This window comes from Pseudomonas siliginis (genome assembly GCF_024072275.1).
GTDB classification, from domain to species: Bacteria; Pseudomonadota; Gammaproteobacteria; order Pseudomonadales; family Pseudomonadaceae; genus Aquipseudomonas; species Aquipseudomonas siliginis.
This window is the reverse complement of the sequence record NZ_CP099598.1, coordinates 769,480-795,641: the sequence shown is the minus strand read 5'-3', so window position 1 is coordinate 795,641 and position 26,162 is coordinate 769,480. Positions and strand designations below refer to the sequence as shown.

Genomic DNA, 26,162 nt, shown 5'->3' with positions numbered 1-26,162 from the left:
GACCTGTGAACCTTGAGGATGCACACACTGTGCCGGATCAATCGCAGCGACCCGGGCGAATCATAGCCGAGACCGTGGCATTGATTGGTATCGGTCGGCAAGGGCATTTGCGACAGAATCTGACATGGTCGGTGAACTTCAGTTGCCCTCACCCCAGCCCTTTCCCAGAGGGAGAGGGGGCCGACCGAGGTGTCTCCCGTAATACATCGACCTGAGAGACCGCAGCGCTTATGGTTTGAATCGCATCTCTGGATTCGGTGAAGGGCGCTCAGGTCGGCGTCGATTTCAAGCATCCCCCGATCAGTCCCCTCTCCCTTTGGGAGAGGGTTAGGGTGAGGGGCTTTTTCAGCGTTCAATGATCGCGGTGACACCCTGCCCGCCCGCCGCACAGATCGAAATCAACCCTCGCCCCTTGCCCGCCGCATCCAGCAGCTTGGCCAAATTCGCGACAATGCGCCCGCCCGTTGCGGCGAACGGATGCCCCGCCGCCAGCGAACTGCCTTTTACATTGAGCCGACTGCGATCAATCGAACCCAGCGGTGCCTCGAGCCCGAGGCGGGTTTTGCAATATTCGGGATCTTCCCAGGCCTTGAGCGTGCACAGCACTTGCGCGGCGAAGGCTTCGTGAATTTCGTAGTAATCAAAATCCTGCAACGTCAGCCCATTGCGCGCCAGCAAGCGTGGCACGGCGTACACCGGCGCCATCAGCAGGCCCTCGGCACCGTTGACGAAATCCACCGCCGCCGCTTCACCGTCGCGCAAGTAGGCAAGAATCGGCAAACCGCGCTCTCTGGCCCATTCTTCACTGCCGAGCAACACCACCGAAGCGCCATCGGTGAGCGGCGTGGAATTGCCCGCCGTCAGCGTGCCCTTGGCGCTTTTCTCGAAGGCCGGTTTCAGCGCGGCGAGTTTTTCCAGGGTCAGGTCCGGGCGCAGATTGTTATCGCGGGTCAGGCCGAGGAATGGCGTCATCAGATCGTTGTGCCAGCCTTCGCCGTAGGAAGCGGCGAGCTTGTGGTGGCTTTCGAGGGCCAGTTGATCCTGTTCTTCACGGGGAATATTCCAGGTCTGCGCCATCAGTTCGCAGTGCTCGCCCATCGACAGGCCAGTGCGTGGCTCGCCGTTGCGCGGGAATTCGGGGATCAGGTGCTGGGGGCGCAACTGCAAAAGGGTTTTCAGTTTGTCGCCGGTACTCTTGGCGCGGTTGGCGTGCAGAAGAATCCTGCGCAGGCCTTCGCTGACGCTGATCGGCGCGTCGGAGGTGGTGTCGACGCCGCCGGCAATGCCGCAGTCGATCTGGCCGAGGGCGATCTTGTTCGCCACCAGCAACGCCGCCTCCAGACCGGTGCCGCAGGCTTGCTGGATGTCATAGGCCGGTGTCGTCGGAGACAAGCGCGAGCCGAGCACGCATTCGCGGGTCAGGTTCATATCCCGTGACAATTTAAGCACCGCGCCTGCCACCACCTCGCCGATGCGCTGGCCGTGCAGGTTGTAGCGTTCGATCAGGCCTTCCAGCGCGGCGGTGAGCATGGCCTGATTGCTGGCCGTGGCGTACGGCCCGTTGGAGCGGGCGAAAGGGATGCGGTTACCGCCGATGATCGCGACGCGGCGCAGCTGGGTCATGGATAACTCCTGTGGAATTTGCGGATTCACATGGAAACCTGTGGGAGCTGGCTTGCCAGCGATGGGGGCGGCACTCCCAACCCTTCAGCGGCTGACACTCCGCTATCGCGGGCAAGCCCGCTCCCACAGGGTCAGTGGTCTACTCTGCTAAACCAGCGTAGGCCTTATTGCGCCGATCGAACGATTGATTGCCGTAGACAGTCCACACTTTGAACCCCAACTTCTGGAGAGCGTTCCATGTCTGACCGCTATATCGACTTCGCCAACTCATCCTTCGGCCATCGTCTGGTCGGGGCCTTGGGCCTGCCGTCGCCGGTGCGGCTGGAACGCTGGCAGGCGGGGCGTCTGCGGCCGATCGAGGGCGCCCTGTTGATCGGTGGCGGGCCGCTGGCCGAACGGATCAGCGTGTTTGCCAACCGCTTGACCGATGCAATCTACAGCTACGGCACCGAGCCCTCGCTGGCCACCGCGTGGATCCCCGGCCACGGGCCGAAACTCAAAGCGGTGGTGTTCGACGCCAGCGGTCTGCAACACACCGACCAGCTCAAGCAGTTGCGCGAGTTCTTCCAGCCATTGATGAAGAACCTCGACCATAGCGCGCACCTGGTGATTCTCGGCCGTGCTCCGGAAAGCCTGGGTGATCCGTTCGCCTCCAGTGCGCAGCGAGCACTCGAAGGCTTCTCGCGCTCGCTGGCCAAAGAGCTGCGCGGCGGTGGCACCTTGCAGTTGATCTACGTCGGCGAAGGTGCCGAGGATCAATTGGAAGGCCCGCTGCGATTTTTCCTCTCGCCGAAAAGCGCATTCGTTTCCGGCCAGGTGATTCGCCTGACCGCGTGCGCCACGCCAGTGACCGACTGGACCCGACCGCTGGCCGGGCGCAAGGCGCTGGTCACCGGTGCTGCGCGCGGCATCGGCGCGTCGATTGCCGAAACCCTCGCCCGCGATGGCGCCGAGGTGATTCTGCTCGACGTACCGCCGGCCAAAACCGATCTCGAAGCCCTCGCCGCGCGCCTCGGCGGCCGGGCGATCACCCTCGATATCTGCGCCGATGACGCCGCCGTGCACTTGATCGAACAGCTGCCCGACGGCCTCGACATCCTCGTGCACAACGCTGGCATCACCCGTGACAAAACCCTGGCCAATATGACCCCGGAATTCTGGGACGCGGTGCTGGCCGTCAACCTCAATGCCCCGCAAGTGCTGACCAAGGCGCTGCTCGACAGCGGCACCCTGCGCGACAACGCACGGGTGGTCCTGCTTGCCTCGATCAGCGGCATCGCCGGCAATCGCGGGCAAACCAACTACGCGGCGAGCAAGGCTGGCCTGATCGGTCTGGCCCAGGCCTGGGCGCCGACGCTGCTGGAACGCGGCATCAGCATCAACGCCGTCGCCCCCGGGTTCATCGAAACGCAAATGACTGCGCACATCCCATTCGGCCTGCGCGAAGCCGGGCGGCGCATGAGTTCGCTGGGCCAGGGTGGCTTGCCGCAGGACGTCGCCGAAGCCGTGGCGTGGCTGGCGCAACCGGGCACGGGCGCGTTCACCGGGCAAGCGTTGCGGGTCTGTGGGCAAAGTGTTCTGGGGGCTTGAGCATGAGCATCGAATGGCACACGCTGGATCGCGAACCGAGTCTGCCGGGGCTTTATTCGCGCGCAGCGACGCGACGCAAAATCACCGGTACGCAACTGCCCGACAGCGGCCTGCGCTGCTGGGTCGATATCGACAGCAAACGGCTGACGGCTTATCGCAAGGTCTGCGGTTTCGTCGATGACGGCCTGCTGCCGCCGACCTATCCACACATCCTCGCCTTCGCCTTGCAGATGCAATTGCTCACGGCCAGGGATTTTCCCTTCCCGCTGCTGGGGCTGATTCACCTGAGCAACCGCATCCGCGTGTTGCGGCCAATGGGCGCGATCAGTCGCGCGCAAGTCAGCGTGCGCGTGCACAACCTGCAACCACATGCCAAGGGCGCGACGTTCGATCTGTTGACCACCCTCGACGATCAGCTCGGGCCGCTGTGGGAAGCCGAAAGCCGGATGCTCTGTCGCGGGGTGAAACTCGAGGGCGAGGCGCTGGCACAGGACTGGCAGCCGTCGCAGGATTTGCTTGAGGTGACGCGTTGGACTGCGCCGGCCGATATCGGTCGCCAGTATGCGAAAGTCTCCGGCGACTACAACCCGATTCACCTGAGTGCAGCGAGCGCCAAACTGTTCGGGTTCCCCACCGCGATCGCCCATGGACTGTGGAACAAGGCACGCACACTGGCGGCACTCTCCGATCACCTACCCAAAGCCAACCTGGAAATCGCCGTGCACTTTCGCAAACCGGTGCGCCTGCCCAGTGAAGTGACATTGCTGGCCAGTGCCGCGGGATCCAGCGGTGAGTTGCGTCTGATCGGCGCCGGCGCCCTGGAACATATGGTCGGTCAGTGGCAACCGATCGCCTGATCTGGCGGGGCGGAAAAACCCGTTAATTGTGTATATATCACTTAAGTTTTTCCGCGCCCTGCCCGCTGCTTTGCAAAAAACCGAGCCTTGAATTTCAAGGCTTTTTTTTGCCCGTTTATTACCTGGGTATTAGTCCTTCGGCATAGCGCCGAGCCCTCTATATAAAGGGGTTAATACCAACTTGAGAATGGTGAAAAACCTGCCCTCGACTGAGATTACAGCCACGGACGAGGCATCGCCGACGACAGATCGGCGAGCCATCGAAGGCAACGTAACGTTGTGACAGGTGCAGGAATCTCAATCATGAAAACTCAAGTGATGTGGTCCAAATCGGCAATCGCGCTGGCACTGATTCTTTCGGTCGGCCTCGTCGGCTGCAGCAGCGGCGGTGGCGGTCATCGCAGCAGTTCGGGCAGCTCGACGGCGGACGGCACGGCGGGTACCGATGGCAGCGGTGGCGCGGGCGGCGGAACCGGCGGCGATACTGCCGGCACTGGTGGCACAGGTGGCGGAACCGGTGGTACTGGCGGCACTGGCGGCGGCACCGATCCGACCAATCCAACCAATCCGACAGACCCGACCGATCCCACCAACCCGACCAATCCCGCTGCACCTTCGCTGGTGACCACAACACTTGTTCAGGATGTCGGCAAAACCGTCAGCGGTGTCGGCGATGGCGTCGGCCAGATCGGCGATTCGCTGAGCACTGTTCCGGTCGCTGGCGGCATCGTGCAAAGCCTGGCCAACACCACCGGCAACGTGGTCAGCACCTTGGGCGATGGCGTCACTGATGGCATCGGCAAACTGGCCACTGACCCCAATGGCCTGACCACCACCGTCGCCTCGGTTGGCGGCGTGGTTTCCGATGTTGGCGACGGCGTGTCGGACCTCAGCGTCAAATTCAACACAGCGACCCGCAGCGTTCCTGTCGTTGGCGGTGTAGTCACCCGCGTGGCGCCGCTGGTCGATGGCATCGGCGAAAAAGTCACCATGCTTGGCGACACCCTCAACACCTCACTGACCAGCGGCCCGACCCGCCAGTTGACCGACAAGGTCGGCAGCGGCCTGGTACCGGTGATCGCCATGGTCGAAAGCACCACCGACAAACTCGGCGATGCCACCGGTCTGGGTGATCCGCTCAAAGGGGTGATCTCCAAGGTGGGCGGCACGGTGAACAGCCTTGGCGGCAAAGTCACCGACGCAGGCAGCGGCAATGCCCTGACCAACACCCTCGGCGGCGCCCTGAGCAACACCGGCACGGCGGTCGGCAAAGCGGGTGGTCTGGTGTCCAATGGCACTGGCTCGGGCAGTGGCGGCATCGGTGGCGGGCTGGGCGGCACCGGTCTGCTGCAAACTGTCGGTGGTGCGGTGGTCAACGTCGGCAGCGGTCTGAATGCCGGCAGCACCAGCGGCGTGGTCAGTGCCGGCGGCGTCACCGCCGGCGGGCTGGGCAACACGATTGCTTCGATCAACACCGTACTCGGTGGTTCGGGCACACCGATTACTGCATCCACCTCGCCGCTGGCCAGCGTCGGCGCCGCAGTCGGAGCCGGCCTCAATCCGGTCACCAGCGCGGTGACCACTGTCACTCAACAGGTCGGCGCCGCTACCGGTCTCGGCACTCCGGTGGCGGGTATCACAAGTCAGGTCGGCGCTGCGGTGGGCAATCTCGGCGGGGCGATCGCCGCAACCAACAACCCGGTCACCACAGCGGTCGGCGGTCTGGTTACCAACGTCGGCGGCACCGTGGCAGCGGTCGGTGGTCTGGTCAACAGCGGCACTGCCACTGGCGGCGGCACGGCAACCGGTGGCCTGGGCGGGGTACTCGGCGGCCTGACCGGCGCGCTGGGCGGCAACAGACGCTAAATTGCACCTGGCCGATTCGACGGCCTTACCTACAGCGCCTACGCTTGGTTGAGGGCGGAAGATTCCCACGAGTCTTCCGCCTTTTTTCTAAGGAAAAATCTGCCCTGTGCTGTGTTCTGACCATGGAGTGTCCTATGCGCGTACTGGCATCCCTGCTGTGCCTGAGCCTCAGTTCCGCTGCCCTCGCCGACACCTTGCCCAGCTTTCTCAACAGCAACGAAACCATCCGCAACCTGCCCGTTCCCAACCTGCCCGCCGACGCCTATCGCCCGAGCGCGGCGCCGCTGCAAGTGCCGGACCCGGGTGCAACCGCCGCACAGCCACTGCTGATGGAAACCAAGGTCAACCTCAAGACCGTGCAGATCGAAGGCGGCACGATTTACCCGCTCAACGAACTCGCGGAAATCTACAAGCCCCTGATCGGCCGCCAGGCCAGCCTTGCCGAACTGATCGAAGCCACGCGCAACATCACCCGTCGCTATCAGCAGGACGGCTATCTGTTGTCCTACGCGTTCCTGCCGCAACAGAACTTCGATGATGGCGTGGCCCGCGTGGTGCTGGTCGAGGGCTACGTGCGCGATATCCAGATGCAGGGCGACATCGGTCGGGTCAAAGGCCTGCTGGATAAACTCGCCGCGAAAATCCAGGCCGAACGCCCGCTGACGCGCAAGACCTTCGAGCGCTACACCACGCTGATGAGCCGCATTCCCGGCGTGACGATTCAAGCGCAAGTGCCACCGCCGGGCACCACCGATGGCGCGACCACCCTGGTTGCCCAGGCCAGTCGCAAACCGTTCACCAGCACCCTGAGCACCACCGAAGACAACCGTAACGGCCCGCAAGCGTTGCTCGGTGTCAGCAGCAATTCGCAGACGTCGATGGGCGAACAGTTGAGCCTCAGCGGCCTGTTCCCACCGGGCGACGACAAAGAGCATTACTACCGTCTCGACTACAGCCAGTTCCTCGATACCGAAGGCACGCAACTCAACGTCTCGGCCTCGCGTTACCGCGCCGACCCGGACACCGAAGTGCTGGTCGGCGGTGGCGGACGCCTGAGTACCCATCGCGAAAACGATCGCTACTCGATCGGCTTCAGCACGCCCTTGATCGCCTCCGCCAACGAGCTGCTGACGGCCGGCTCACGTCTGTATGCGGTCGATGACAAGACGCGCTACGACGGCATCAACTTTCCCTTCAGCACCGAACTGCGCACCGATGTCCGCGCCCTGGCTTTCGAAGGCGACTGGCGCAAGGCCGACGCCCGCCAACTGCGCATCCTCAGTGCCGGCGTCTACCAGGGCTTCGACAGCCTCGGCGCACACACCAACTACGACGACATCGACCTGGATTTTTTCCGCGTGCGCTTGTCCGGCGTGCAGAGCGACAAGTTCCTCGACAACTGGCAAGGCGTGCTCTCGGCGGCGCTGTACTGGAGCGACGACACCTTGCCCGACAGCGAACGCGCCGTGTTCGGCGGGCAGAACTTCGGCCGTGGCTACCCCGACGACCAGGCCTCGGGCGACAAGGGTTGGGGCGTGGCCTACGAGGTCAACTACAGCTTCAACCGCGACGGCAACTGGGTGCGCATCCTGCAACCCTACGTAGTTGTCGACCGCTCGCGCAGCTGGTTCAACCAACTGCCGGTGCAGGCCAACAACCTGTCATCGACCGCCGTCGGGCTGCGCTTTGGTGATGCCAAGTATTACAACGTGGCGCTGGAAGTGGCGAAGGCGATGTCGGATGAAGCACTGGATACGTTCAATCGCAAGCCTCGGTACAGCATCAGTTTCAGTTATCAGCTGTGATGGCCGAGCGGTGTGTCAGTCAGGATTTTTTTGACTGACGCACCGCCTTCGCGAGCAGGCTCGCTCCCACAGATTCGGCGGTGTTCATGGTTGCTGAGTACAACCGCCGTCCCTGTGTGAACGAGCCTGCTCGCGAAAGCGTTCGGCTATTCAACCGATTTATCGCAGCGCTTTAAACCAGCCGTTTAAACACACGCCCCGTTACCTCGCAACAGCCCACAAATCCTTGCGCCGTTGCCTACGGCTACGCCAGAATCCGCCGGCTTGTGCGCCTGGGGCGCGGGTTCTATCGTTTGCCTGCCACTGCTCATCAGTGGTCGGGTTTAGTCGCCCGCTTGTCCACGACGCACAGGTTCCTGTCAGCCAGGTATTGCATACCTGCACTTGATGGTGGCTGTGCGCAGGGCGCCTTCGGGCGCGCCGATTTCGTGGCTCATCGGTCGACTAACCTGCGTGCAGCTGCCTCCCTTTCGTTTAGTCGCGAACCGGTTGCGGCCCTACTCCACAAGGAGACTGAGCCCGTGAAAAAGATAACGCCCGATCCACCCCTTGCCGATCCAACCTTCGCCGACCCGCTCGTCGAAGCGCAAAAGCTCAAGGAAGCCGCCGACCGCGCCATCGATTACTACCTCAACCCCCGCCTCATCAAAGACCCCGCTGCACCGCGCAAACCCAGCACCCTGTTCATCGTCGACCCGGCTGCGGACAACGAAATTTTGTTGGTCCATGCCTGCGAATCACTGGCCTCGGCGAGCATCATGGCCAGCGACCTCGCCGGATTTATCGATGGACCACAGCGCAGCTCCCTGCTGGGGATACAACAGGTGATCATGCTGGGCGAACTGGCGGTCAACCGCGTACTGGACAGGCTTGTGCCGGAGTGACAAGAGCAAGAGGCTGGTTGCGAAGGTGGTGAGACAGGCAGAGCGTTGTTGGCTGACTGGCCGCCATCGCTGGCAAGCCAGCTCCCACAGAATTCATGTACATCAGGCAGGAATGGGTTGGCTGGCAGGGCGCTATCGCGAGCAGGCTCACTCCTACAGTTTTGATCGTGGGTGTTCAGTGAGAGACTGGTGGCTGGCAGGGCGCCTTCGCGAGCAGGCTCGCTCCCACAGTTTGAATCGAGTACATCAGTGAGAGACAGGTCGGCTGGCAGGCCGCCTTCGCTGGCAAGCCAGCTCCCACAGGATTGATGTACATCAGGAAGAAAATGGTCGGCTAGCAGGGCGCAATCGCGAGCAGGCTCACTCCTACAGTTTTGATCGTGGGTGTTCAGTGAGAAACAGGTCGGCTGGCAGGGCGCTTTCGCGAGCAGGCTCGCTCCCACAAAAGCAAAAGCAAAAGCAAAAGCAAAAGCAAAGCAGCGCAGCTGCCCGCGGCGAAGCCGCACCACTCAACAATGAGCGCAAGCTCGAGTGCTCTTGATCTTGATCCACCGGCGACGTCGGAAGGCTGAGCGGAGGGATTGATCCGGGCGTGGGAGCGTAGCGACCGTCTGGCGCAGCCAGACACAGCGGAAGGAGGTGCAGCGAAGCAAACCGGAGCCGCTGCGCCCGGATCAGTCCCGGAGCGAAGGAACCCGAGCCTGCGAGGGCCGGACGCAGGAGCTAGCGTTTTTTGCTTACTTTTTTAGGCGCTTGTAAAAAAGTAAGTCGCCGTCAGGCGAAACCGCCAGCCGCAGCACCCGAAGCAACGGATATTCACCCAAAACCCCACCAACACGGTCGGCCCAAAGGCCGCCGAGTTCACCCACCCTGAACCTTAGGCTTGGGAAAAAGATTATCGAGAGTCTCCAACAACCTGACGTGATAAATCGGCTTGCGAAACAGATCCAGTACCTGCAACCGCAACATATCGCTGACATCCTCCATATCCGCATGCCCCGACATCACAATCACCGGCAAATGCGCCCGCGACGTATGCTCACGCAACCGCCTGATCAGCGACATGCCCGACTCCTCCGGCATACGCAGATCAGTAATCACCAAAGCAATATCCGGATGCCGGGTCAGATGATGCAGCGCGAGCTTCACCGACGTCGCGGTATGACAGACAAACCCCTCCCCCTCCAGCAACTCCGCCAACTCCAGCAACGCGTCTTCTTCATCATCAACCAGAAGCAGTTGTTGGCGGGGCGACGAAGACGCGTTCATAGGCAATACCTGAATACTGAAAGGTAAATCCAGTGTAGTGCGATATCAGCCAGGTGCAGTGTTCACAAGATCAGGGCGTTGGCCGAGTCACAGCCGTACCATCGAGCGAGGTCAGAATATTGTTGAAGATCGCCAATACCCTGTCTCCAAGCGGAGTGACGAACGCCACGACCACCACAGCCACCATCGCCACCACAATCGCATACTCGATCGCCGAAGCACCCTCTTCACTGCGGGCAAACGCGCGAGCCTTGGCGATCACATAATCAAAAGTCATACGAAACATAGGTCCACTCCTTCGCGCCTCTGGCGCCGACATCACCACCGCGGCAAGGTTCCACCGTGCCACCTGAGCATTGTCAACAAACCCCCGCCCAACAACTGTAAGAACGCATTAATCACAAAGCATTAATCCCATCGTTTTTCCGCCGTTGCCGGCTGTTAACTGGCCAAAGTCATACTTTGGTACGGTTATTTCGCCTGTCACTAATGGCGCTTTTGCTTGGATCAGCTAGCTTGGAAATAGCGAAATAGTTGCATGTTCATAGCTGCCGATTCAGTCCGCCTTTCGCAAGCAAATGCAGTCGGTTGTGCAGCAGGAAAGGGAGAGCCGTCATGAACAGTCGCGTCACCATGGGCCTAGCCGCGTTGCTGTTGCTCGGCGCGGTTGTTGTCGGTTACTGGGGGCTGGTGCTCAGTCGTCAGCCGGCCCCGGTCGCCGAGGCGCCCGTCGCCCCAGCGGTCAGCATTGAACAGACTGTCGCGATTGCCGAAGACCAGACCCGCCAACCGGTGGTGGTGCTGCTCCACGATGTGCCGCCGTTCACGCCGTTGACCGCCGCCGATGTAACCGTGGAAAAACTGCGCAGCGCACCGGCGGGCAGCCTGACCAGCATCGAACAAGCAGTCGGCCGCACGCCTTGGCGCCACCTCAGCGCTGGCACCTGGCTCAATGACGAAAGCTTCCAGGCCGGCGGCGCGCTGGCGCGGATGATTCGCCGCGACGAGCGCGCGCTCACCGTGGCCGTCGACGAAGTGATCGGTGGCGCCGGGCAATTGCTGCCGGGCGATTACGTTGATGTGCTGCTGTATCTGCGCGAGGACGCGAGCAACCTGCAGCAGTCGGCGCAGATCGCCGTTCCTGCCTTGCGCGTGCTCGGAATCGGCGATCAGTACGGCCTGACCAATGACGGCCAACCGGCATCGCCCAGCCTCAGCGCCGAAGAAAAAATCAAACAGGACCAACGCCGCATCGCCGCACGCACCGTGGTGCTGGCGGTGCCGGAACAACTGCTCAGTCGTCTGATGCTGGCCACTCAAGTCGGCACGTTGCGCCTCGCGGTGCGCAGCAGCGAAGAACAGCGGCTGGCCAAATATTGGGCCGGCGAAGCGCAATCGCCCGCGCACCTGGATCGGGCCAATAGCCAGCTTTTCCAGTTCACTCAACTCGCCCTGGGCAGCGCGCAAAAAGCACCTGCCACCGCCAGTGCCGGCGCGGCGCCCAGGCCTGCGGTGGAAATCATTCGCGGCAACCAGATCAGCCAACAAACCCCATGACTGCGCAAGGATTCACGTGCATGCAGAGTCGACTCAGACCGACATTGAAACCGGCGCTCCGGGCCTTGCTGTTGTTGGGATTGACGATGGACAGCGCCCTCGCGGCGGCGGGCAACTGCTCGGCACTGCCGCGCCTGCCTTCGGTGATCGAGATCGGTGAAGGCTTCCAGCAGGACATGCAGTCACCGGTGGCAATCACTCGGCTGGCGGTCGGCGACCCGAAAATTGCCGACGTGCATGCCAATGGCGGTTCGTCCTTTTTGCTGACTGGCGTCGGCCCCGGCGCGACCAGCCTGATGGTCTGGACGGCGTGTTCGGCGCAGCCACAGCAAGCCATGGTCTTCGTCCAGGGTGCGGCGACCACGGCATTGACCAGCAGCGTGCCGTCGGACGATCCGACCCTGCCGTCGCAAGTGCAGACCGACATCCGTTTCGTCGAAGTCAGCCGCACCAAGCTCAAGGAAGCCACGGCCTCGCTGATCGGCACCCGCGGCAATTTCCTGTTCGGCTCGCCTGGCACACTGCCGCCGATTGGCGGCGTGCCGCAGCCGCGCTTGCCGGTGGATAACTCGCTGTTCAATTTCTCCTGGGTCGGCGGCAAGACCATGGCGATCATCAACGCCCTGGAAACCAGCGGCTTCGCCTACACGCTGGCGCGACCAAGTCTGGTGGCGTTGAACGGGCAAAGTGCGAGCTTCCTGGCCGGCGGAGAAATCCCGATTCCAGTGCCCAGTTCCGGCAGCGACAGCGTGTCGATTGAGTACAAGGAATTCGGCATCCGCCTGACCCTGACGCCAACCATCATCGGCCGCGACCGCATCGCGCTGAAGGTCGCCCCGGAGGTCAGCGAACTGGATTTTGCCAACGCGGTGAACATCGCCGGCACCACCGTTCCGGCGCTGACCATCCGCCGCACCGACACCAGCGTGTCGCTGGGTGATGGCGAAAGTTTCGTCATCAGCGGTTTGATCAGCACCACCAACAGCTCGCAAGTGAACAAGTTTCCAGGCCTGGGCGACATTCCCATCCTCGGCGCGTTTTTCAAGGGTTCGCAAATCAAACGCGAAGAGCGCGAACTGCTGATGATCGTCACCCCGCATCTGGTCCAGCCATTGGCGGCGGACGCGCGACTGCCGTCATTGCCGGGGGAGAAACTGCGCAATTACGACCCGAATTTCTATCGCATGTTCTTCCTCGAGAACGGTAACTTCGACAAGCGCAGCGGGTTGTCGCAATGAGCCAGAATCTCAGTCAGACCTTCCTCGCCATCACCCGCAACAGCACCGATCTGGAATGGCTGCAAAGCGCACTCGCGCCACTGGGCCAGGTGGTCAGCGCCGGTGCCGGCAGCCTCGACGAACTGCTCGCACTGGTCGATGTGACGTTCGCCAATCTGGTCTTCGTCGGTCTCGATCGCGAGCATGTCGTGGCGCAAAGTGCGCTGATCGAAGGTGCGCTGGAAGCCAAGCCGATGCTGGCAATCGTCGCCCTCGGCGACGGCATGGACAATCAGCTCGTACTCAATGCGATGCGCGCCGGTGCACGGGATTTCGTCGCCTATGGCTCACGTTCAAGCGAAGTCGCCGGGCTGGTGCGGCGCTTGGGCAAACGCCTGCCCGCCGTCACTCCCAACACGCAGCTGGGCGGGCTTACCGTGATGTACGGCGTGCAGAGCAGCTCCGACGGTGCCTTGCTCGCCAATCACATGGCCATGGTGGTGCAGAAGAGCGGCCAGCAAACCTTGCTGCTAGACCTTGGCCTGCCCCGTGGCGACAGCCTCGCGCTGTTGGGGCTGGAGAGCTCGTTTCACTTCGGCGACGCCCTGCGCCATCTGCGCCGGCTCGACGCTACGCTGATCGACAGCGCTTTCACCAGCGCCGACCACGGCCTGCGCATTCTTGCCTACGCCAACACTGACGAGCCGCTGGAAACCACCAGTGCCGCCGAGCTGTACATGCTCCTCAGCGCCCTGCGCCAGCACTTTCAGCACATTGTCGTGAACCTCACCGGGCAGGCCGACAGTGAGGCATTGCGCACCTTCGTCAGCCATTGCGACAAACTGCTGTGGTACACCGACCAGAACGTACTCAACTGCCGACGCAACCTCGCCGTGCTTAACCAGTGGCGCGAGAAAGGCATGAAACTCGAGCATGGGCGCTTGCTGATCGATCGCTACCTGAGCAACGTCGCGCCGGATGCCGAGACCTTGGGCAAGACCTTCAATCTGGAAGTCATCGCCGTGCTGGCGTTCAGTCCCGACGTGCGCCTGAACGCGAAAAACCAGGGCGTCAGCCTGTTCGAACTGGCGCCCAGGGAGAAACTCACCCAGAGCCTGCGCACCCTCGGCGAGCGCTTGGCGAAACGCTCCGAAGGCCTGAGCAAACCGAAAGTCACCTGGTTCGACCGTCTGCGAGGCCACTCATGAGCGCAGAAAAACTCTTTGGCGCAACGTCGCACGGAGCGATCGGCAACAGCGACCACGAAGGCCTGAAACTGGTCCTGCACCGCTACATCATCGACGCCATCGAGGAGTCGGGGAAAAACCTGCTGGAAGGTTCGCGCCAGCAACTGGCGCAGTTCGTCACCGACAAGGTCGCCGAATACATCGCGCGTTTGCACTTGGCGATCTCGCGCTACGAAATGGAGCGCCTCGGCGAAGAAATCGTCGACGAACTCACCGGATTCGGCCCACTGGAAGTCCTGCTGCGTGACCCGTCGGTGACGGAAATTCTGGTCAACGGCCCGCACCGGGTGTTCATCGAGCGCGACGGCGTATTGCATCAAAGCGATCTGCGTTTTATCGATGCGCATCACGTCGAGCGGGTCATGCAACGCATCCTTGCGCCGCTCGGGCGCCGCCTCGATGAGTCCTCGCCGATGGTCGATGCGCGCCTGCCGGACGGCAGCCGGGTCAACGCGATCATCCCGCCGATTGCCCTCGACGGCCCGTGCCTGTCGATCCGCAAGTTCCGCAAGGACATGCTCAAGAGCACCGACCTGATGGCGATGCAGACCATTGATCTGGCGATTTTCGAATTCCTGCAGAACGCCGTGGGCAAGCGCTGCAACATCCTGATCAGCGGCGGCACCGGCACCGGCAAGACCACGCTGCTGAACATCCTCAGCCAGTTGATCAACCCGCACGAACGGCTGGTGACCATCGAAGACGTCGCCGAACTGCAACTCGGCCATCCGCATGTAGTGCGTCTGGAAACCCGTCCGCCCAACGCTGAGGGGCATGGCGAGGTCAAGGCCAGCGACCTGATTCGCAACGCCCTGCGCATGCGTCCTGACCGGATCATTCTCGGCGAGATCCGTGGCGTCGAAGTGGTCGACGTGCTCACCGCGATGAACACCGGCCACGACGGTTCGATGAGCACCGTGCACGCCAACAACGCCCAGGACGCGCTGCTGCGTCTGGAGACACTGGTCGGCCTGACCGGGCGCTCGATTGCCGAACGCACCCTGCGTCAGATGATCTGCGCCGCCCTCGACGTGATCATTCAACTGACACGCATGCCCGATGGCCGGCGCTGCGTCAGTGAAGTGGTGGAAGTGGTCGGCATTCGCGAGGACGTCTACGTCACCAACACCCTGTTCCGCCTCGACCGCCGCACGGGGTTCGGTTTTGTGCGCGAAGCGGTCAACCCGGCCGGCGACAAGCTGCGCCACGAAGCTCACCTGGGCTGACGGCGAGGAGCACGCAGATGCTGGGACCGATCATTCTCATCGCCATTTGCCTGATGCTGCTGGGGCTGTCGATCTATCTGTTCCTGAAAGGGCTGCGCAAGACCGCGAAGGAAAAAGTCCTCAATCGACTCGCCGCCGGACAACCGCAGCTGGCCGTCGAGCAGGCCAGGTGGGTGGGACTGGAACGGATGTTTTTACGTGCTGGACTGGGTCGGCCGAGCGAGCGTTTCGGTCTGTGGCTGAGCCTGTGGGCAGCGGCAATGGGCCTGGGATTTCTGCTCGCCAGTTGGGTCGGCCTGCTGATCATGTTGCTCGTCCCGCCCGTGGCGTTGCGGTTGTACATCGCCATTCGCTACCGACAACGGATCCGTCGCATGATCGAACAACTGCCGCAACTGCTCGACCACACCGTGCGCAGCCTCAAGTCCGGGCGCACCCTCAGCGATGCAGTCCTGGGCGCCATCGAAGCCAGTGAAGCCCCTTTGAAAGCGGCCATGGGCCGGGTACAGCGCAACGTGCAACTGGGGGTGAACTTGCCTGACGCCGTCAGCGATTTTGCCGAACTCTACGAGCAGGACGAACTGCGCATGTTCGCCCTCGGCCTGAAGGTCAACCACCGCTACGGCGGCAACGCCAGTGAGCTGCTGGAGAACCTGATCAAACTGATCCGCGAGCGCGACCAGGGCGCGCGGCAGTTGCGCGCGCTGACCGGGGAAACGCGCATGACCGCTTGGGTGCTCGGTTTGCTGCCTTTGATTCTGGTCAGTTACTTCATGCTCACCAACCCCGGCTACATGCTCGGCATGTGGCACGACGAAAGCGGCCAGACCATGCTGCTCAGCGCCGCCGTGTTGCAGGTGCTGGGCAGTCTGGCGCTGTGGCGCATGTTGCGGAGCGTTTGAGATGGTCTGGCTCGCGGCGTTGCTGTTGCTCCTCGGTTCGCTGTTATTGCTGGGCAATCACCTGCTCACCGAGCGCCGCCGCGTGCGACAGGTGCATCAGCGCTTGCACGGTCAATTGGTCCGGGAGAACCGTTTCGGCCACTGGCTGCGCGCGCTGGGCAACAGCCGTTTCGGCCGGGGCTCGGTGAGCATCGACAGCGAAACCCAGACCCTGCTCGGCCGCCTCGGCTGGCGCCGCGCCAACGAACGCGCGCTCTTCGCCGCCTGCCAGATCGGCACGCCGCTGCTCGCTCTGGGGCTGGCGATCTTTTTGCAGGAAGTGTTTTTCCCGCAGACCAGCCACCGCTGGATGGCGCCGATGTTCGCTGCGGGCGGCGGCTATCTCTTGCCCAAACGCCTGCTCGCCTACGCCGCCGCCCGCCGGCAGAAAACCATCGCCGTGGAAATTTCCACATTCATTCCGCTGCTGCGCATCCTCTTCGAATCCGGCATGGCCGTGGAACAAGCGTTGCGCGTGCTCAGCGTCGAAGCGCAGAAACTGCTGCCGGAGCTGACCAGCGAACTGCGCCTGATCCTCAGCCGCGTCGACTCGGGTCTGGAGCTGGGGCAGGAGCTGAACAAGACGGCGGTGATGCTCGCGGTGGACGAATTCACCGACACCTGCGTGATCCTCCAGCAACTGATCCACCAGGGCGGCGGCGCGATGAAATCACTGCTGGCGCTCAAGCAATTACTCGATGACCGACGCCTGACCCGGCTGCAGGAATACATCTCGAAAATGTCGGCGAAGATGTCGGTGGTCATGATGCTGTTTCTGTTTCCGGCCCTGCTCATCGTACTGGCCGGCCCGGGTTTCACCGCCATTGCCCGCGCCTTCGCAAACTGACCTTGGCTCATGGAGAGCGTTTGATGAAAGTACTGATAGTTATGGCAAGTCTGTTGCTGCTCAGCGGCTGCGCCACGGATGGCCAGGCGCCGTGGACCTCGCTGCTGTCGCCGTCCAGCTGCAGCAAACTCACGTCGGAGCAGGAACTGTCGCTGAACCTCGCCGATGACCTGGCCAGCGACGGCAAGCTCCACGCCAGCCTCGCCAACCTGCAAAGCCTGCCGGACAACCTCAGCGAAGTGCGCCTGCGCAAAGCCAAGGTTTATCGCCTGCTCGGCCGCAGCGAAGCCGAGCCGCTCTACCGCAGCCTGCTCGGCGGCTGCCTCACCGCCCAGGCCGAACACGGCCTCGGCCAGGTCTACGCCGCCCGCGGCGACAACGGCCAGGCCCAGGCCCACCTGCAACGCGCAGCACGCCTGGCACCCACTGACGAGAAAATCCGCAATGACCTCGGCGTGGTCTACCTCAACCAACTGCGCCTCAACGAAGCGAAATTCGAATTCCTCACCGCCATCGAACTGAGCCAGAACAATCAACTGGCGACGCTGAACATGGTCACCCTGCTGCTCTACCAGAACGACTGGCCGCAAGCCGCGGAAATCGTCAGCCGCTCGAAACTGACCCCGGAACAATTCACCGAAGCGCAGCAACGCGCAGAAAAACTCAAAGCCCCGGCCAACGCCAAAGCCACACCCGGCGACCGCGTCGCCGCCTTCATCGACCCGCTACCGCCGACGCTCGAATAGGAGACAGCCATGACCATCCGCAAAGGCCTGTGCTACCTGACCCTGCTCACCCTGCCCCTCAGCGCCCAAGCCATCGACGCCGGCCCTGCTTCTGCGCAGCAGCAAGAAACCGAAGGCTGGCTGGTCCTGCAAAGCCGCAACAAAGCCGCCTCCCCCAAACCTCAGAGTGCAACAGCCACCGAACGCGAACTGGCGATGCGGCGCTGGCTGAAGAAATACCAGTACGAGATCCCGGATTTTTATGATCCGGATGCGGGCGGGAAGATCGAGAGCAAGAATTAGTTTGGTGGTGCCCTTGAAGGCCCCTTCGCGAGCAGGCTCGCTCCCACAGTCGACCGCGTGCTTTCGGTGGGAGCGAGCCTGCTCGCGAAGAACGATAACGCGGTCGCAGGTCAGGTCTGCGGATCAACCCGATCCAGCGCCCGATTCACGGCTAGCTCGGCCAGCATGACAATCTGCTGAATCGCCAACGCCGTGCTGCGCTGAAACCCGCTCAACTCGCCAGCGAAATTACTCGCCATCGCACTCGCTGACGCCAGCGACTCACAGGCATGCGCCAACAAGCTTTCGGTATCGACATTGGGCACCACCATGAACAGCGCGCTGGGCGGGTGCGGTTTTGCGGGTTCGGGGCAGAGATAGAAATCGAGCGCGCGTTTTATCGCTTCGCGGTTTTTCACAAGATCGTCGGCGCGCATGGCGTCTTCGAGCGGGGTGGTGGGGGATGGGGGTGGGTCTGGGATCAGTTTGTCCATTAAAACGGCTCTCCAAAATCTGCGGTGCGACCCAATGCCATTCTCACGGGGCAAAAGGTGGCAACTGTATGCGGGGTGAGAATACCGGTTATGGACACCCGGCCAGACCGAAGTCTGCCCGCACACAGCCGCCATGACACATTGCAGACAGCGGACAAGCTGGCGGCGATTATGCGTGCACAGATACTGGATGACCATAAGTAGCAGGGTTCTCACACCCGATCGCCGAAGATTCGACGACAGCCAGAGACTAGTGACCCGACGTCCGACGGACAACCTGAAAACCTTCTGGGAAGGTTCTGGCAAATCACACACAGATTTAAACAATCAAAACCAAAAGCACCCTCACCCTAGCCCTCTCCCAGAGGGAGAGGGGACCGACCGAGTTGTTTGGGCGAAGTACACCGACCTGAAATACCGAGTCGAATGCAGATTTTGAAGCAGATCAAAAGCACCCTCACCCTAGCCCTCTCCCAGAGGGAGAGGTGACAGACCGAGTTGTTTGGGCGAAGTACACCGACCTGAAAAACCGAGTCGAACACAAATTTTGAACAACCCACAAATCGGCTCCCTCTCCCTCGGGAGAGGGCTGGGGTGAGGGGCGAATCCAGCGCAAAACAAAAGCCAGACACCGCATGCTTTTCACCACTCAAAACAATGAGCGCAAGCTCGAGTAGCTTTTGATCTTGATCTGGGAGCCCGTCGGCAGGCTGAGTGGAGGGATTGATCCGGGCGTGGGAGCGCAGCGACCGTACGACGCAGTCGTACACAGCGAGTGTAGGTGCAGCGGAGCAAACCGGAGCCGCTGCGCCAGGATCGATCCCGGAGCGAAGGAACCCCGAGCCCCAGCGAGCGGGCCGAACGTCAGGGCGAAGCCCTTTTGGTTACTTTTGGGGCGTTTGCCAAAAGTGACCCGCCGTAAGGGCGGAACCGTAATCAGCGACACCAAAAAAACGGATATTCACCCCAACCACCCAAAGCATGGTCGGCCCAAAGGCCGCCAAGTCAATGCGCAGTAACCCGCTGCCGCCCAGCAGATCCAACGGGCGAAAGGGCCAAAGCCAACTGCGTCCGATTATGCATATGCGTCAACCGCAACACCTGCGACACATACAGCTTCACCGTGTTCTCGGTAATCCCCAACTCACAGGCAATCTGATAATTGGTCTGCCCCTTGCCCACCAGCCGCGCCACATCCAACTGCCGGGGCGACAACTGACTGAACACCGCCGGCATCTCCACGGACTCAGGCTCACCATCACTCACCACCGGCACGGGCGAGCGCCGCACCTTGTCCAGATCCTGATAAAGGTCATCGATCGACTCGGACAAGAACTGCAACTTCTGATTCAGATGACCCAGATGCAGATTCTTCTGCCGTTCCTGCAAAGCCAGCTCCTGACGCTGCACCCCCTCGAGCAACTCAGCCAGATCAATCGGCTTCTGATAGTAATCGGCAATCCCCGCACGCAAGGCCTTGATCACATCCTGCTTGTCAGCGCGCCCGGTGAGCATGATCGCCTCGAACACCCGCTGCTTGCCGGCCAGCCGCTGCAAAGCCTGGATCAACTCGATGCCGTCCATGTCCGGCATGTGCAAATCACTCAGCACCAGACCGATGTCCGGGTCCGCCCTGAACAGCTCGATGGCTTCAAGGCTTGAGTCGCACGGCACGCAACGGTAGCCACTGCTCTCGAGAAACTCACAGAGTTCTTCGACGATCAGCGGCTGATCATCGACCACGAGGATTTTTACCGAATTAGGCTTGTTCACGAACCACTCCATTTGCTCGGCCAACGCTGACGATTCCTGCACTTTGGTGGCGTATTCGCCTGAATTGAAAGTAGACCCACTTTCCGACTATGTACATAGGACTAGTGGCACCCCGCGATCAGGTGATCCAGTACAGCGAAAGCACTACCCCTACCCACACGAACGGCGCAAATGGCAGCTTTTTTGACTTGTCCGGGGCCAGATGCCGCAGATGCGCTCTAAGCCCTTGAGCCATATGAGGCCAGACTTTTGGCGCGAGCAGCAGCCACAGCACGCTGGCCACGCCCGCGCCGATAAACGCGCCAAGAACGAATATGCCGTTCGTCGCAAGACCCAGGGCTGTCATTAATTTCACATCACCAGCGCCCATGCGGCCCATGAAATAACCGGGCAGCGTCAGCAGCAAAGCGATCAGGCAGGCCCAGCCGCCCTGCCCCGCGTCGGCACCCAGCCAGGTGCTGCCGGTCGCCAGCAACCAGACCAGCGCCAGCGCGCCCACGCCTAACGTCAATGCGTTGGAAATTCGCCGCTGCCGGGCATCTTGCGCGGCGCAGATCGCCAGCCAGATCAGAACAAGGGAAATCTGCATCCGCTGAAAGCCGTCCGTTTTGCTTGATTGATTCTATGCTGATACTACGCAGTGACTGTCAGGGTAGACGCACGCATGAAAAACGGCTTTCGCAGGTCGCAAAAAGGTGCGGTGGCGATCGAATTCGCCTTGGTGTTCATCATCTTTTTCGCAGTGTTTTACGGGCTGGTCAGCTACGGCCTGCCCTTCGTGATGATGCAATCGTTCAACCAGGCCACCGCTGAGGCGGTGCGCCGCAGCGTTGCGGTGGACCCGACCACGCCGAACTATTCGACGGTGGTGGTCAACACCGCCAATGCTGCGCTGACCCAACAACTGCAATGGCTGCCCTCGGCCTTGAATCTGGTGGTCGGCACCGACACCAGTGCGGCTTACGACGCGGGGACCGGCACCCTGACCGTCAGCGTCAATTACCCGGTGAGCAAGCTCAATCAGATCATGCCGTTTCTGGTGCTGCCCGGGATCGGCACGGTGCCTAATCTGCCCACGCATCTCACCGCCCGCTCGAGCCTGCAATTTTGACCGCCGGCGATAAGCTTTTCGGGCGCTTGCTCAAGCGCGCCCCCGTCGCAGCCCACGACTTGCCGGACCACCTCGGCGCGCCGCCGATCGGCCTGCATTTTTATCTGGATGGCAACGGCGATGTGTTGCAGATCGCCGGCCCGCTGCGGCATTTGCTCGCCCAGCACAAACCTCAGGGTCAGCCGCTGCCGCTTCGCGCCTATCTGCTGCCGCATAGCCTGCTGAGCGTCGAAGGCCAGCCGCGGGACTGGCACGGGCAATTGCTCGATCTGGATTTCACCGGCCTGAATGATCAGCCGCTGCACCTGCGCGGCTGGGTGCAGCCGCTGGAGGATGGCTGGCGATTGCAGCTGCTCGACATCGCCGACCTGTTGCTCGAACGTCAGCAAGCGCGCGACCGCGACGCCTGCCAGGCCCTCGCCGCGCAAGTCAGCGATCGCCTGCGCACCTGCAGCCTGACGCGTTTGCCGATGGTGCTCGGCGAACAATTGCAGGCCATCGCCCAGCGCTGGCACGTCCCCTGCCTCGCCGTGGCGCTGCTCGATGAACAGGCCCAGGGCTGGCAGATTCATCAACAGTTTCGTGGCCATGACGCTCCACAATTGTGGGAGGACGGCCAGCCATTGGGCACGCCGCTGGACAGCCTCAACGGCAGCGCGCCGCAACGCCTCGCCGGCCCGCAGGGCCGCTATGAACATTCGCGATTGCAGGCCACGTTCGGCAACGCCAACGGTTTCGCCGTGCCCTACAGCAATGACCAGGGCGTGGTCGCGTGGCTGCTCTGTGGGTTTTATACGGTCGACAACGTGGCGCCATGGCTGACCGATCGCGACTGGCTGACCCTAGCCGGTGCGCTGGCCGGACCGCTGCTCAGCCGCTTGCGCGAGCAGCGCCATGTGCAATCGATGGAGCGTCTTGATTCCCTGCAAAACCTGCTCGGCACTGGCTGGTGGGAAATCAGTGCCGAAGAGCAGATTGCGCTGGCGCCGACGCTGGCCTCGGCACTGAATCTCAGCGATCGCCTGCTGCCGGTAGAGGACTGGCTGTCGCTGTTTCATCCCGCCGACCGCGACGAATTGCGCAGCCGTTTGCGCGCCCTGCAATGGCAGGGCGAGGCGCTGACCCTGAGCGTGCGTCTGCACCACGCGGAGGTCGGCGCAGCAGCGACGTGGTATCGGATTCAGGGTCAGGTCAGCGGCACCGGTGAGCATCGGCGTCTGGTCGGATTCATGCTCGACATCAGCGACATCCAGAATCAACAACAGCGCGCCGCTGCCGCCCATGCGCGGCTGGACAATCTGATCGCCAGTTCGCCGGCGGTGATCTACGTGCAGCGCTACGCAGAAGGCGCGCTGATCCCGGCGTTTTTCAGCGCCAGCCTGCAACCCTTGCTGGGCTGGACGCTGGAAGATTGCGACACGACAGCGCTGGTCGAGCGCGTGCACCCCGACGACCGCGAACTGTATTTCCAGCGCAACCGCCAGTTGCTGCGCGAAGGCTCGGTGCGTGCGCGTTATCGCCTGCGCGACAACCGTGGCGAGTATCACTGGCTGCTCGATGAGGCAAAACTGCTGCGCAATGATCTCGGGCTGCCGGTCGAGGCGGTGGGCCTGTGGCTGGATGTCACCGACGCGACGCTTGCCGCCGAGCAGGTGCGGCAGAGCGAGGAGCGCTACCGGATTCTGGTAGAGGATTCGCCGGCGATGATCTGCCGTTATCGCCCGGACCTGACGCTGATCTTTGGCAACCGACCCTTGGCGACTTATCTGGAATGCACCCCGGAACAACTGCCCGGCGTTGATCTGGGTGGCTGGATGTCCGAAGAACAGCGCGGCGCGTTTGTGCAGCGCCTGAGCCAACTGACCCCGGAACAGCCAGTGAGCACCGCCGAAATCAGCCTGCAATTGCCCGGACGCGAACACGCCTGGTGGGTGTGGTCGGATCGCGGCGTGTTCGACGAGCGCGGCCAGTTGATCGAAGTGCAAGCGGTGGGCCGCGACAACACCGAGGTGCGCCGCTCGCAACAACAACTCACGCAAAGCGCGAAAATGGCCACCCTCGGCGAAATGGCCACCGGCCTCGCCCACGAAATCAATCAGCCGCTGAACGTGATGCGCATGGCCATCGTCAACGTGCTCAAGCGCCTCGGCAACGGTGATGTACAGGTCGATTACCTGACCGACAAACTCAACCGTATCGACGCTCAGGTTCAACGCGCAGCGAAGGTGGTCGACCACATGCGTGTGTTCGGTCGCCGCTCGGAAATCGAACAACAATTGTTCAACCCGGCCCAAGCCATCGAAGGCACCTTGTCACTGCTGGCCGAAGGCATGCGCGGCAAAGGTGTCGATCTGCGCATCAGCGAAACTGCCTTCGAGGCGCAGGTGCGCGGCTACGTCGATCAACTGGAGCAGGTGCTGATCAACCTGATGGTCAACGCCCGTGACGCCCTGCTCGGCAAGCGCGAGCACGAGCACGAGCACGACCCGGCATTCAAACCGTGGATTTCAATCTACGCCGAACGTGACGAGGAAAGCGTGCGCTTGTGGGTCGAGGACAATGGCGGCGGTATCGATCCGCGTTTGCTGGAGCGGATCTTCGAGCCGTTCTTCACCACCAAGCCGATCGGCGTCGGCACCGGCCTGGGCCTGTCGGTGAGCTACGGCATCATCGCCAACATGGGCGGGCAATTGAGCGTGCGCAACTCCACGGAGGGCGCACGATTCTGCATCGAATTGCCGATCGCCAGCGACGATCAGATCACCAGATAAGCCTTGCCGGTCTGCCCGCAGGTCATGTTGGCGCCCACCTCGGTGTTCATCAGATTGATGCCCAGGCCTTTGAGCAAATTGTTCAACAACGGGTCGAGCAAGGGACTGATCAAACCGGTGACCACTGGCAACAAGCGGTTGCTGACGTCGCTGATCAACGAAGCCACACCGGTGACGACAGCGCCCAGCGGGTTGCTGCCCACGGGTTTGTAGACGATCAGGTTGATGCCCGACAGGGTGTTCGCCAGGCTGCCGACGATGTTGCTGGTCGGCGCGGCCGGCAGCAGGCTCGGCGGCAGTTTCAGATTGGCCGGGGTGGCGAAGGGTGTGGTGCTGGAGAACAGCAGATTCTGCGTGGTCTGCGCGACGCTGGTGTCGAGTTTGAGGGCGATGCCGCCCGCGCCGTATTGCACGTGGGAGGCGGCATCGCAGCTGCCGATGCCGAGAATCTTGTGGCAGGTGATGATGCCGAGATCGACCAGCGGCAGCGGCGCCACCGTTGGTTCGGCGACTGAAGAGAACGCCGCGACGGGATCTATCTTGCCGAGTTTGAGATCAGCCAGAGAAGTCGTGGTGGCGGCAGTCAGGCTTTTGCTGTCGGTATCGCCGGTCGGACAGCGGTAATCGGTGACATAGCTTTTCGCCCCGCCGGCATCCAGCGCAATGTCGATTTGCGGTGAGGGCAGCAGCTTCGGATCGAGCTGTTGGCAGCCGGCACCCAACAGGCAGAACACTGAATTGAGCGTGTCCACCAGATTCAGGCTCAACAGTGCATTGAGCGTCGGCGTCAGCGTACCGACCAGGCCCAGCACCGCATTGGTCAGCCCCGTCACCCCCGAGAGCACCGGCAGATTCACCGACAGCAGCGTGCGAACCTGCGCCGTGCGCACATAAATCCGGTCCGGCCCCAACGGATCGGCCTTGGCCCGCGCTGGGTCGCCAATCGCCGAGAACTGCGGCGGCTCGATCACCTTGACCCGCACCGTGACACCGGCCAGCCCCAGCACGTTGACCGGCAAGGTCGCCGCCACCGCGCTCTTGCTGTTGGCCAGTTGCACCACGCCCTGCACCAGTTGCAGCAATTGCAGATTGGCATCCAGCCCCGCCGCCGTAGTGCCGGTCTGCAGTTGCAGGATCTCGCCGAGTCTGACCGGCGCCGCGTTGATCGCGGCGACCTGCAACTGGCCCAGCGCGGTGACCACTTGCGCGGTTGCGCCGTTGAGCTGCACCACCGTCGCCGCTGCCTGAATCAGTTGCGTCACGGTCGCTTGGGTATTGAGCAACTGCGTGTAATTGCCGGCGCCGACGTTGAGGTCGATGGCCAGTTGATCGAGGTATTTGAGCAGGTTGATATCGGTGTGCAGCAAACCGTCCCAGCCCAACGCCGTGAGGTTGACGTTGCCGCCGAGCAACCCGGAAAACAGCGGATTGAGGATGTTCGACTGCGCCGTGTCGATGCTGGCGAGGGTGCTGCGGATATTCAGTTGGGCGATGGTCGGCTGCGGTTTGGCCGCGACTGCCGATGCATTGAGGGTGGTATTGAGGCTGACCGGCGTGGCGCTGAACAGCGCCTGCACACCACCAGCAAAACTGCTGGTGACCGTACGACTGGCGGCGACTTTGACTGCGCTTGATTGCGTGGCATCGACGGTGAAACTGCGCAAACCGCTGGCAGCGGTGGCCAGCGTGCCGCAAGTGGTGACGAGCGTATTGGCGGCGTCCACCACGTAACCATTGCGCAGCGCACTTTGCCCGGCATAACTGGCGGCGGTCAGCCCGGGCAGGCAATTGCCGCCGCGACTGACCGCTTCGAGGGCGGCGGTATCGACGACCCGCTGCAATTTGCGCTGTTCCATGTACAAGCGACCGCTGTCGACCACCAGCAACATCATCACCAGCGCCAGACTCAGGGTGGCGGCTGCCATCAAGCCGATCGCCCCGCGTTGCCGGGCCGGGCCGTTGCCTTGCGATCCTCGCGACATGGCGCACTCCTTTGCCGGCGCAGTGCCGAGCGCTACCTCCGTTGGTGAAAATGAGTGTAGACGCGGTCGGTCGAGAGTGCTGGCGTGGCGCCATT

At 62.2% G+C, this 26,162-nt stretch carries 22 protein-coding genes; 15 read left to right on the top strand and 7 right to left on the bottom strand.

All coding sequences use genetic code 11. The features are described from left to right. Positions 1 to 345: 345 nt before the first annotated feature. Positions 346 to 1,623, bottom strand: a complete 1,278-nt coding sequence (locus tag NF676_RS03980; protein ID WP_252887271.1) for an acetyl-CoA C-acetyltransferase — start codon at positions 1,621 to 1,623, stop codon at positions 346 to 348. 237 nt (positions 1,624 to 1,860) lie between these two features. Here NF676_RS03980 and NF676_RS03975 point away from each other — a divergent pair, with 237 nt between their 5' ends. The 5 genes from NF676_RS03975 (at position 1,861) to NF676_RS03955 (ending at position 8,625) form a co-directional block, all read left to right on the top strand. After that, the gene (locus NF676_RS03975) at positions 1,861 to 3,213 is read left to right on the top strand and encodes a 3-oxoacyl-ACP reductase (protein ID WP_252887270.1); all 1,353 of its coding nucleotides are present in this window, start codon (positions 1,861 to 1,863) and stop codon (positions 3,211 to 3,213) included. Between the two features lie 2 nt (positions 3,214 to 3,215). Next, positions 3,216 to 4,070 (top strand): MaoC family dehydratase, encoded by an 855-nt coding sequence (locus NF676_RS03970; RefSeq protein ID WP_095180890.1) that lies wholly within the window; start codon positions 3,216 to 3,218, stop codon positions 4,068 to 4,070. A gap of 303 nt (positions 4,071 to 4,373) precedes the next feature. Beyond that, positions 4,374 to 5,936 (top strand): collagen-like triple helix repeat-containing protein, encoded by a 1,563-nt coding sequence (locus NF676_RS03965; protein WP_252887269.1) that lies wholly within the window; start codon positions 4,374 to 4,376, stop codon positions 5,934 to 5,936. A 134-nt stretch (positions 5,937 to 6,070) separates the two neighbouring features. Next, positions 6,071 to 7,741 carry a ShlB/FhaC/HecB family hemolysin secretion/activation protein gene (locus NF676_RS03960; RefSeq protein WP_056787743.1) on the top strand — a complete coding sequence of 557 codons (1,671 nt, stop codon included), beginning with the start codon at positions 6,071 to 6,073 and terminating at the stop codon, positions 7,739 to 7,741. A 521-nt stretch (positions 7,742 to 8,262) separates the two neighbouring features. Beyond that, entirely contained in the window at positions 8,263 to 8,625 is a 363-nt protein-coding gene (locus NF676_RS03955) for a DUF6124 family protein (RefSeq protein ID WP_252887268.1), read from the top strand. Positions 8,626 to 9,486: 861 nt separating this feature from the next. Here the strand turns inward: NF676_RS03955 and NF676_RS03950 are convergent. Together NF676_RS03950 and NF676_RS03945 are read right to left on the bottom strand one after the other, a co-directional pair. Beyond that, complete coding sequence (locus NF676_RS03950; RefSeq protein WP_041480644.1) at positions 9,487 to 9,894, bottom strand: response regulator; 408 nt, start codon at positions 9,892 to 9,894, stop codon at positions 9,487 to 9,489. A gap of 70 nt (positions 9,895 to 9,964) precedes the next feature. Then, positions 9,965 to 10,180 carry a Flp family type IVb pilin gene (locus NF676_RS03945; protein WP_370593582.1) on the bottom strand — a complete coding sequence of 72 codons (216 nt, stop codon included), beginning with the start codon at positions 10,178 to 10,180 and terminating at the stop codon, positions 9,965 to 9,967. 329 nt (positions 10,181 to 10,509) lie between these two features. Here NF676_RS03945 and cpaB point away from each other — a divergent pair, with 329 nt between their 5' ends. From cpaB to NF676_RS03905, 8 genes are read left to right on the top strand one after another with little or no spacing between them, the layout of a single operon-like run. Next, positions 10,510 to 11,451, top strand: a complete 942-nt coding sequence (gene cpaB / locus NF676_RS03940; protein ID WP_252887267.1) for a Flp pilus assembly protein CpaB — start codon at positions 10,510 to 10,512, stop codon at positions 11,449 to 11,451. Between the two features lie 20 nt (positions 11,452 to 11,471). Beyond that, on the top strand, positions 11,472 to 12,689 hold the full coding sequence (locus NF676_RS03935; RefSeq protein ID WP_252887266.1) for a type II and III secretion system protein family protein: 1,218 nt from the start codon (positions 11,472 to 11,474) through the stop codon (positions 12,687 to 12,689). Then, positions 12,686 to 13,876, top strand: a complete 1,191-nt coding sequence (locus tag NF676_RS03930; RefSeq protein ID WP_056787738.1) for a CpaE/TadZ family protein — start codon at positions 12,686 to 12,688, stop codon at positions 13,874 to 13,876. The genes NF676_RS03935 and NF676_RS03930 overlap by 4 nt, the downstream gene beginning before the upstream one ends. Further along, entirely contained in the window at positions 13,873 to 15,141 is a 1,269-nt protein-coding gene (locus tag NF676_RS03925) for a TadA family conjugal transfer-associated ATPase (protein WP_252877377.1), read from the top strand. Before NF676_RS03930 ends, NF676_RS03925 begins: the two co-directional genes overlap by 4 nt. A 17-nt stretch (positions 15,142 to 15,158) precedes the next feature. Continuing rightward, a complete protein-coding gene (locus NF676_RS03920) occupies positions 15,159 to 16,043 on the top strand; it encodes a type II secretion system F family protein (RefSeq protein ID WP_095180898.1) in 885 nt (294 codons plus the stop codon). A gap of 1 nt (position 16,044) precedes the next feature. After that, on the top strand, positions 16,045 to 16,929 hold the full coding sequence (locus tag NF676_RS03915; protein ID WP_110647081.1) for a type II secretion system F family protein: 885 nt from the start codon (positions 16,045 to 16,047) through the stop codon (positions 16,927 to 16,929). A 23-nt stretch (positions 16,930 to 16,952) separates the two neighbouring features. Beyond that, complete coding sequence (locus NF676_RS03910) at positions 16,953 to 17,675, top strand: tetratricopeptide repeat protein (RefSeq protein WP_150741613.1); 723 nt, start codon at positions 16,953 to 16,955, stop codon at positions 17,673 to 17,675. Between the two features lie 9 nt (positions 17,676 to 17,684). Continuing rightward, positions 17,685 to 17,957, top strand: coding sequence for a DUF3613 domain-containing protein (locus NF676_RS03905; RefSeq protein WP_252877374.1), 273 nt, complete (start codon positions 17,685 to 17,687; stop codon positions 17,955 to 17,957). A gap of 110 nt (positions 17,958 to 18,067) precedes the next feature. Here NF676_RS03905 and NF676_RS03900 read toward each other — a convergent pair whose 3' ends face one another. The 3 genes from NF676_RS03900 to NF676_RS03890 all read right to left on the bottom strand — a co-directional run bounded on the left by NF676_RS03900 (position 18,068) and on the right by NF676_RS03890 (position 20,792). Further along, entirely contained in the window at positions 18,068 to 18,430 is a 363-nt protein-coding gene (locus NF676_RS03900) for a DUF6124 family protein (protein WP_252887265.1), read from the bottom strand. A 1,005-nt stretch (positions 18,431 to 19,435) separates the two neighbouring features. Then, positions 19,436 to 20,215, bottom strand: a complete 780-nt coding sequence (locus NF676_RS03895) for a response regulator (protein WP_370695132.1) — start codon at positions 20,213 to 20,215, stop codon at positions 19,436 to 19,438. Positions 20,216 to 20,321: 106 nt separating this feature from the next. Then, the gene (locus NF676_RS03890) at positions 20,322 to 20,792 is read right to left on the bottom strand and encodes an A24 family peptidase (RefSeq protein WP_150638175.1); all 471 of its coding nucleotides are present in this window, start codon (positions 20,790 to 20,792) and stop codon (positions 20,322 to 20,324) included. 75 nt (positions 20,793 to 20,867) lie between these two features. Between NF676_RS03890 and NF676_RS03885 the strand changes: the two genes are divergently transcribed. Then, positions 20,868 to 21,314 carry a TadE/TadG family type IV pilus assembly protein gene (locus tag NF676_RS03885; protein WP_024011435.1) on the top strand — a complete coding sequence of 149 codons (447 nt, stop codon included), beginning with the start codon at positions 20,868 to 20,870 and terminating at the stop codon, positions 21,312 to 21,314. Further along, the gene (locus NF676_RS03880; protein ID WP_252887264.1) at positions 21,311 to 24,085 is read left to right on the top strand and encodes a PAS domain-containing sensor histidine kinase; all 2,775 of its coding nucleotides are present in this window, start codon (positions 21,311 to 21,313) and stop codon (positions 24,083 to 24,085) included. The genes NF676_RS03885 and NF676_RS03880 overlap by 4 nt, the downstream gene beginning before the upstream one ends. On the opposite strand, the gene NF676_RS03875 is transcribed toward NF676_RS03880, so the two are convergent. After that, positions 24,070 to 26,067 (bottom strand): pilus assembly protein TadG-related protein, encoded by a 1,998-nt coding sequence (locus tag NF676_RS03875; protein WP_252887263.1) that lies wholly within the window; start codon positions 26,065 to 26,067, stop codon positions 24,070 to 24,072. The two genes, NF676_RS03880 and NF676_RS03875, sit on opposite strands and share 16 nt — an antisense overlap. Positions 26,068 to 26,162 lie beyond the last annotated feature (95 nt).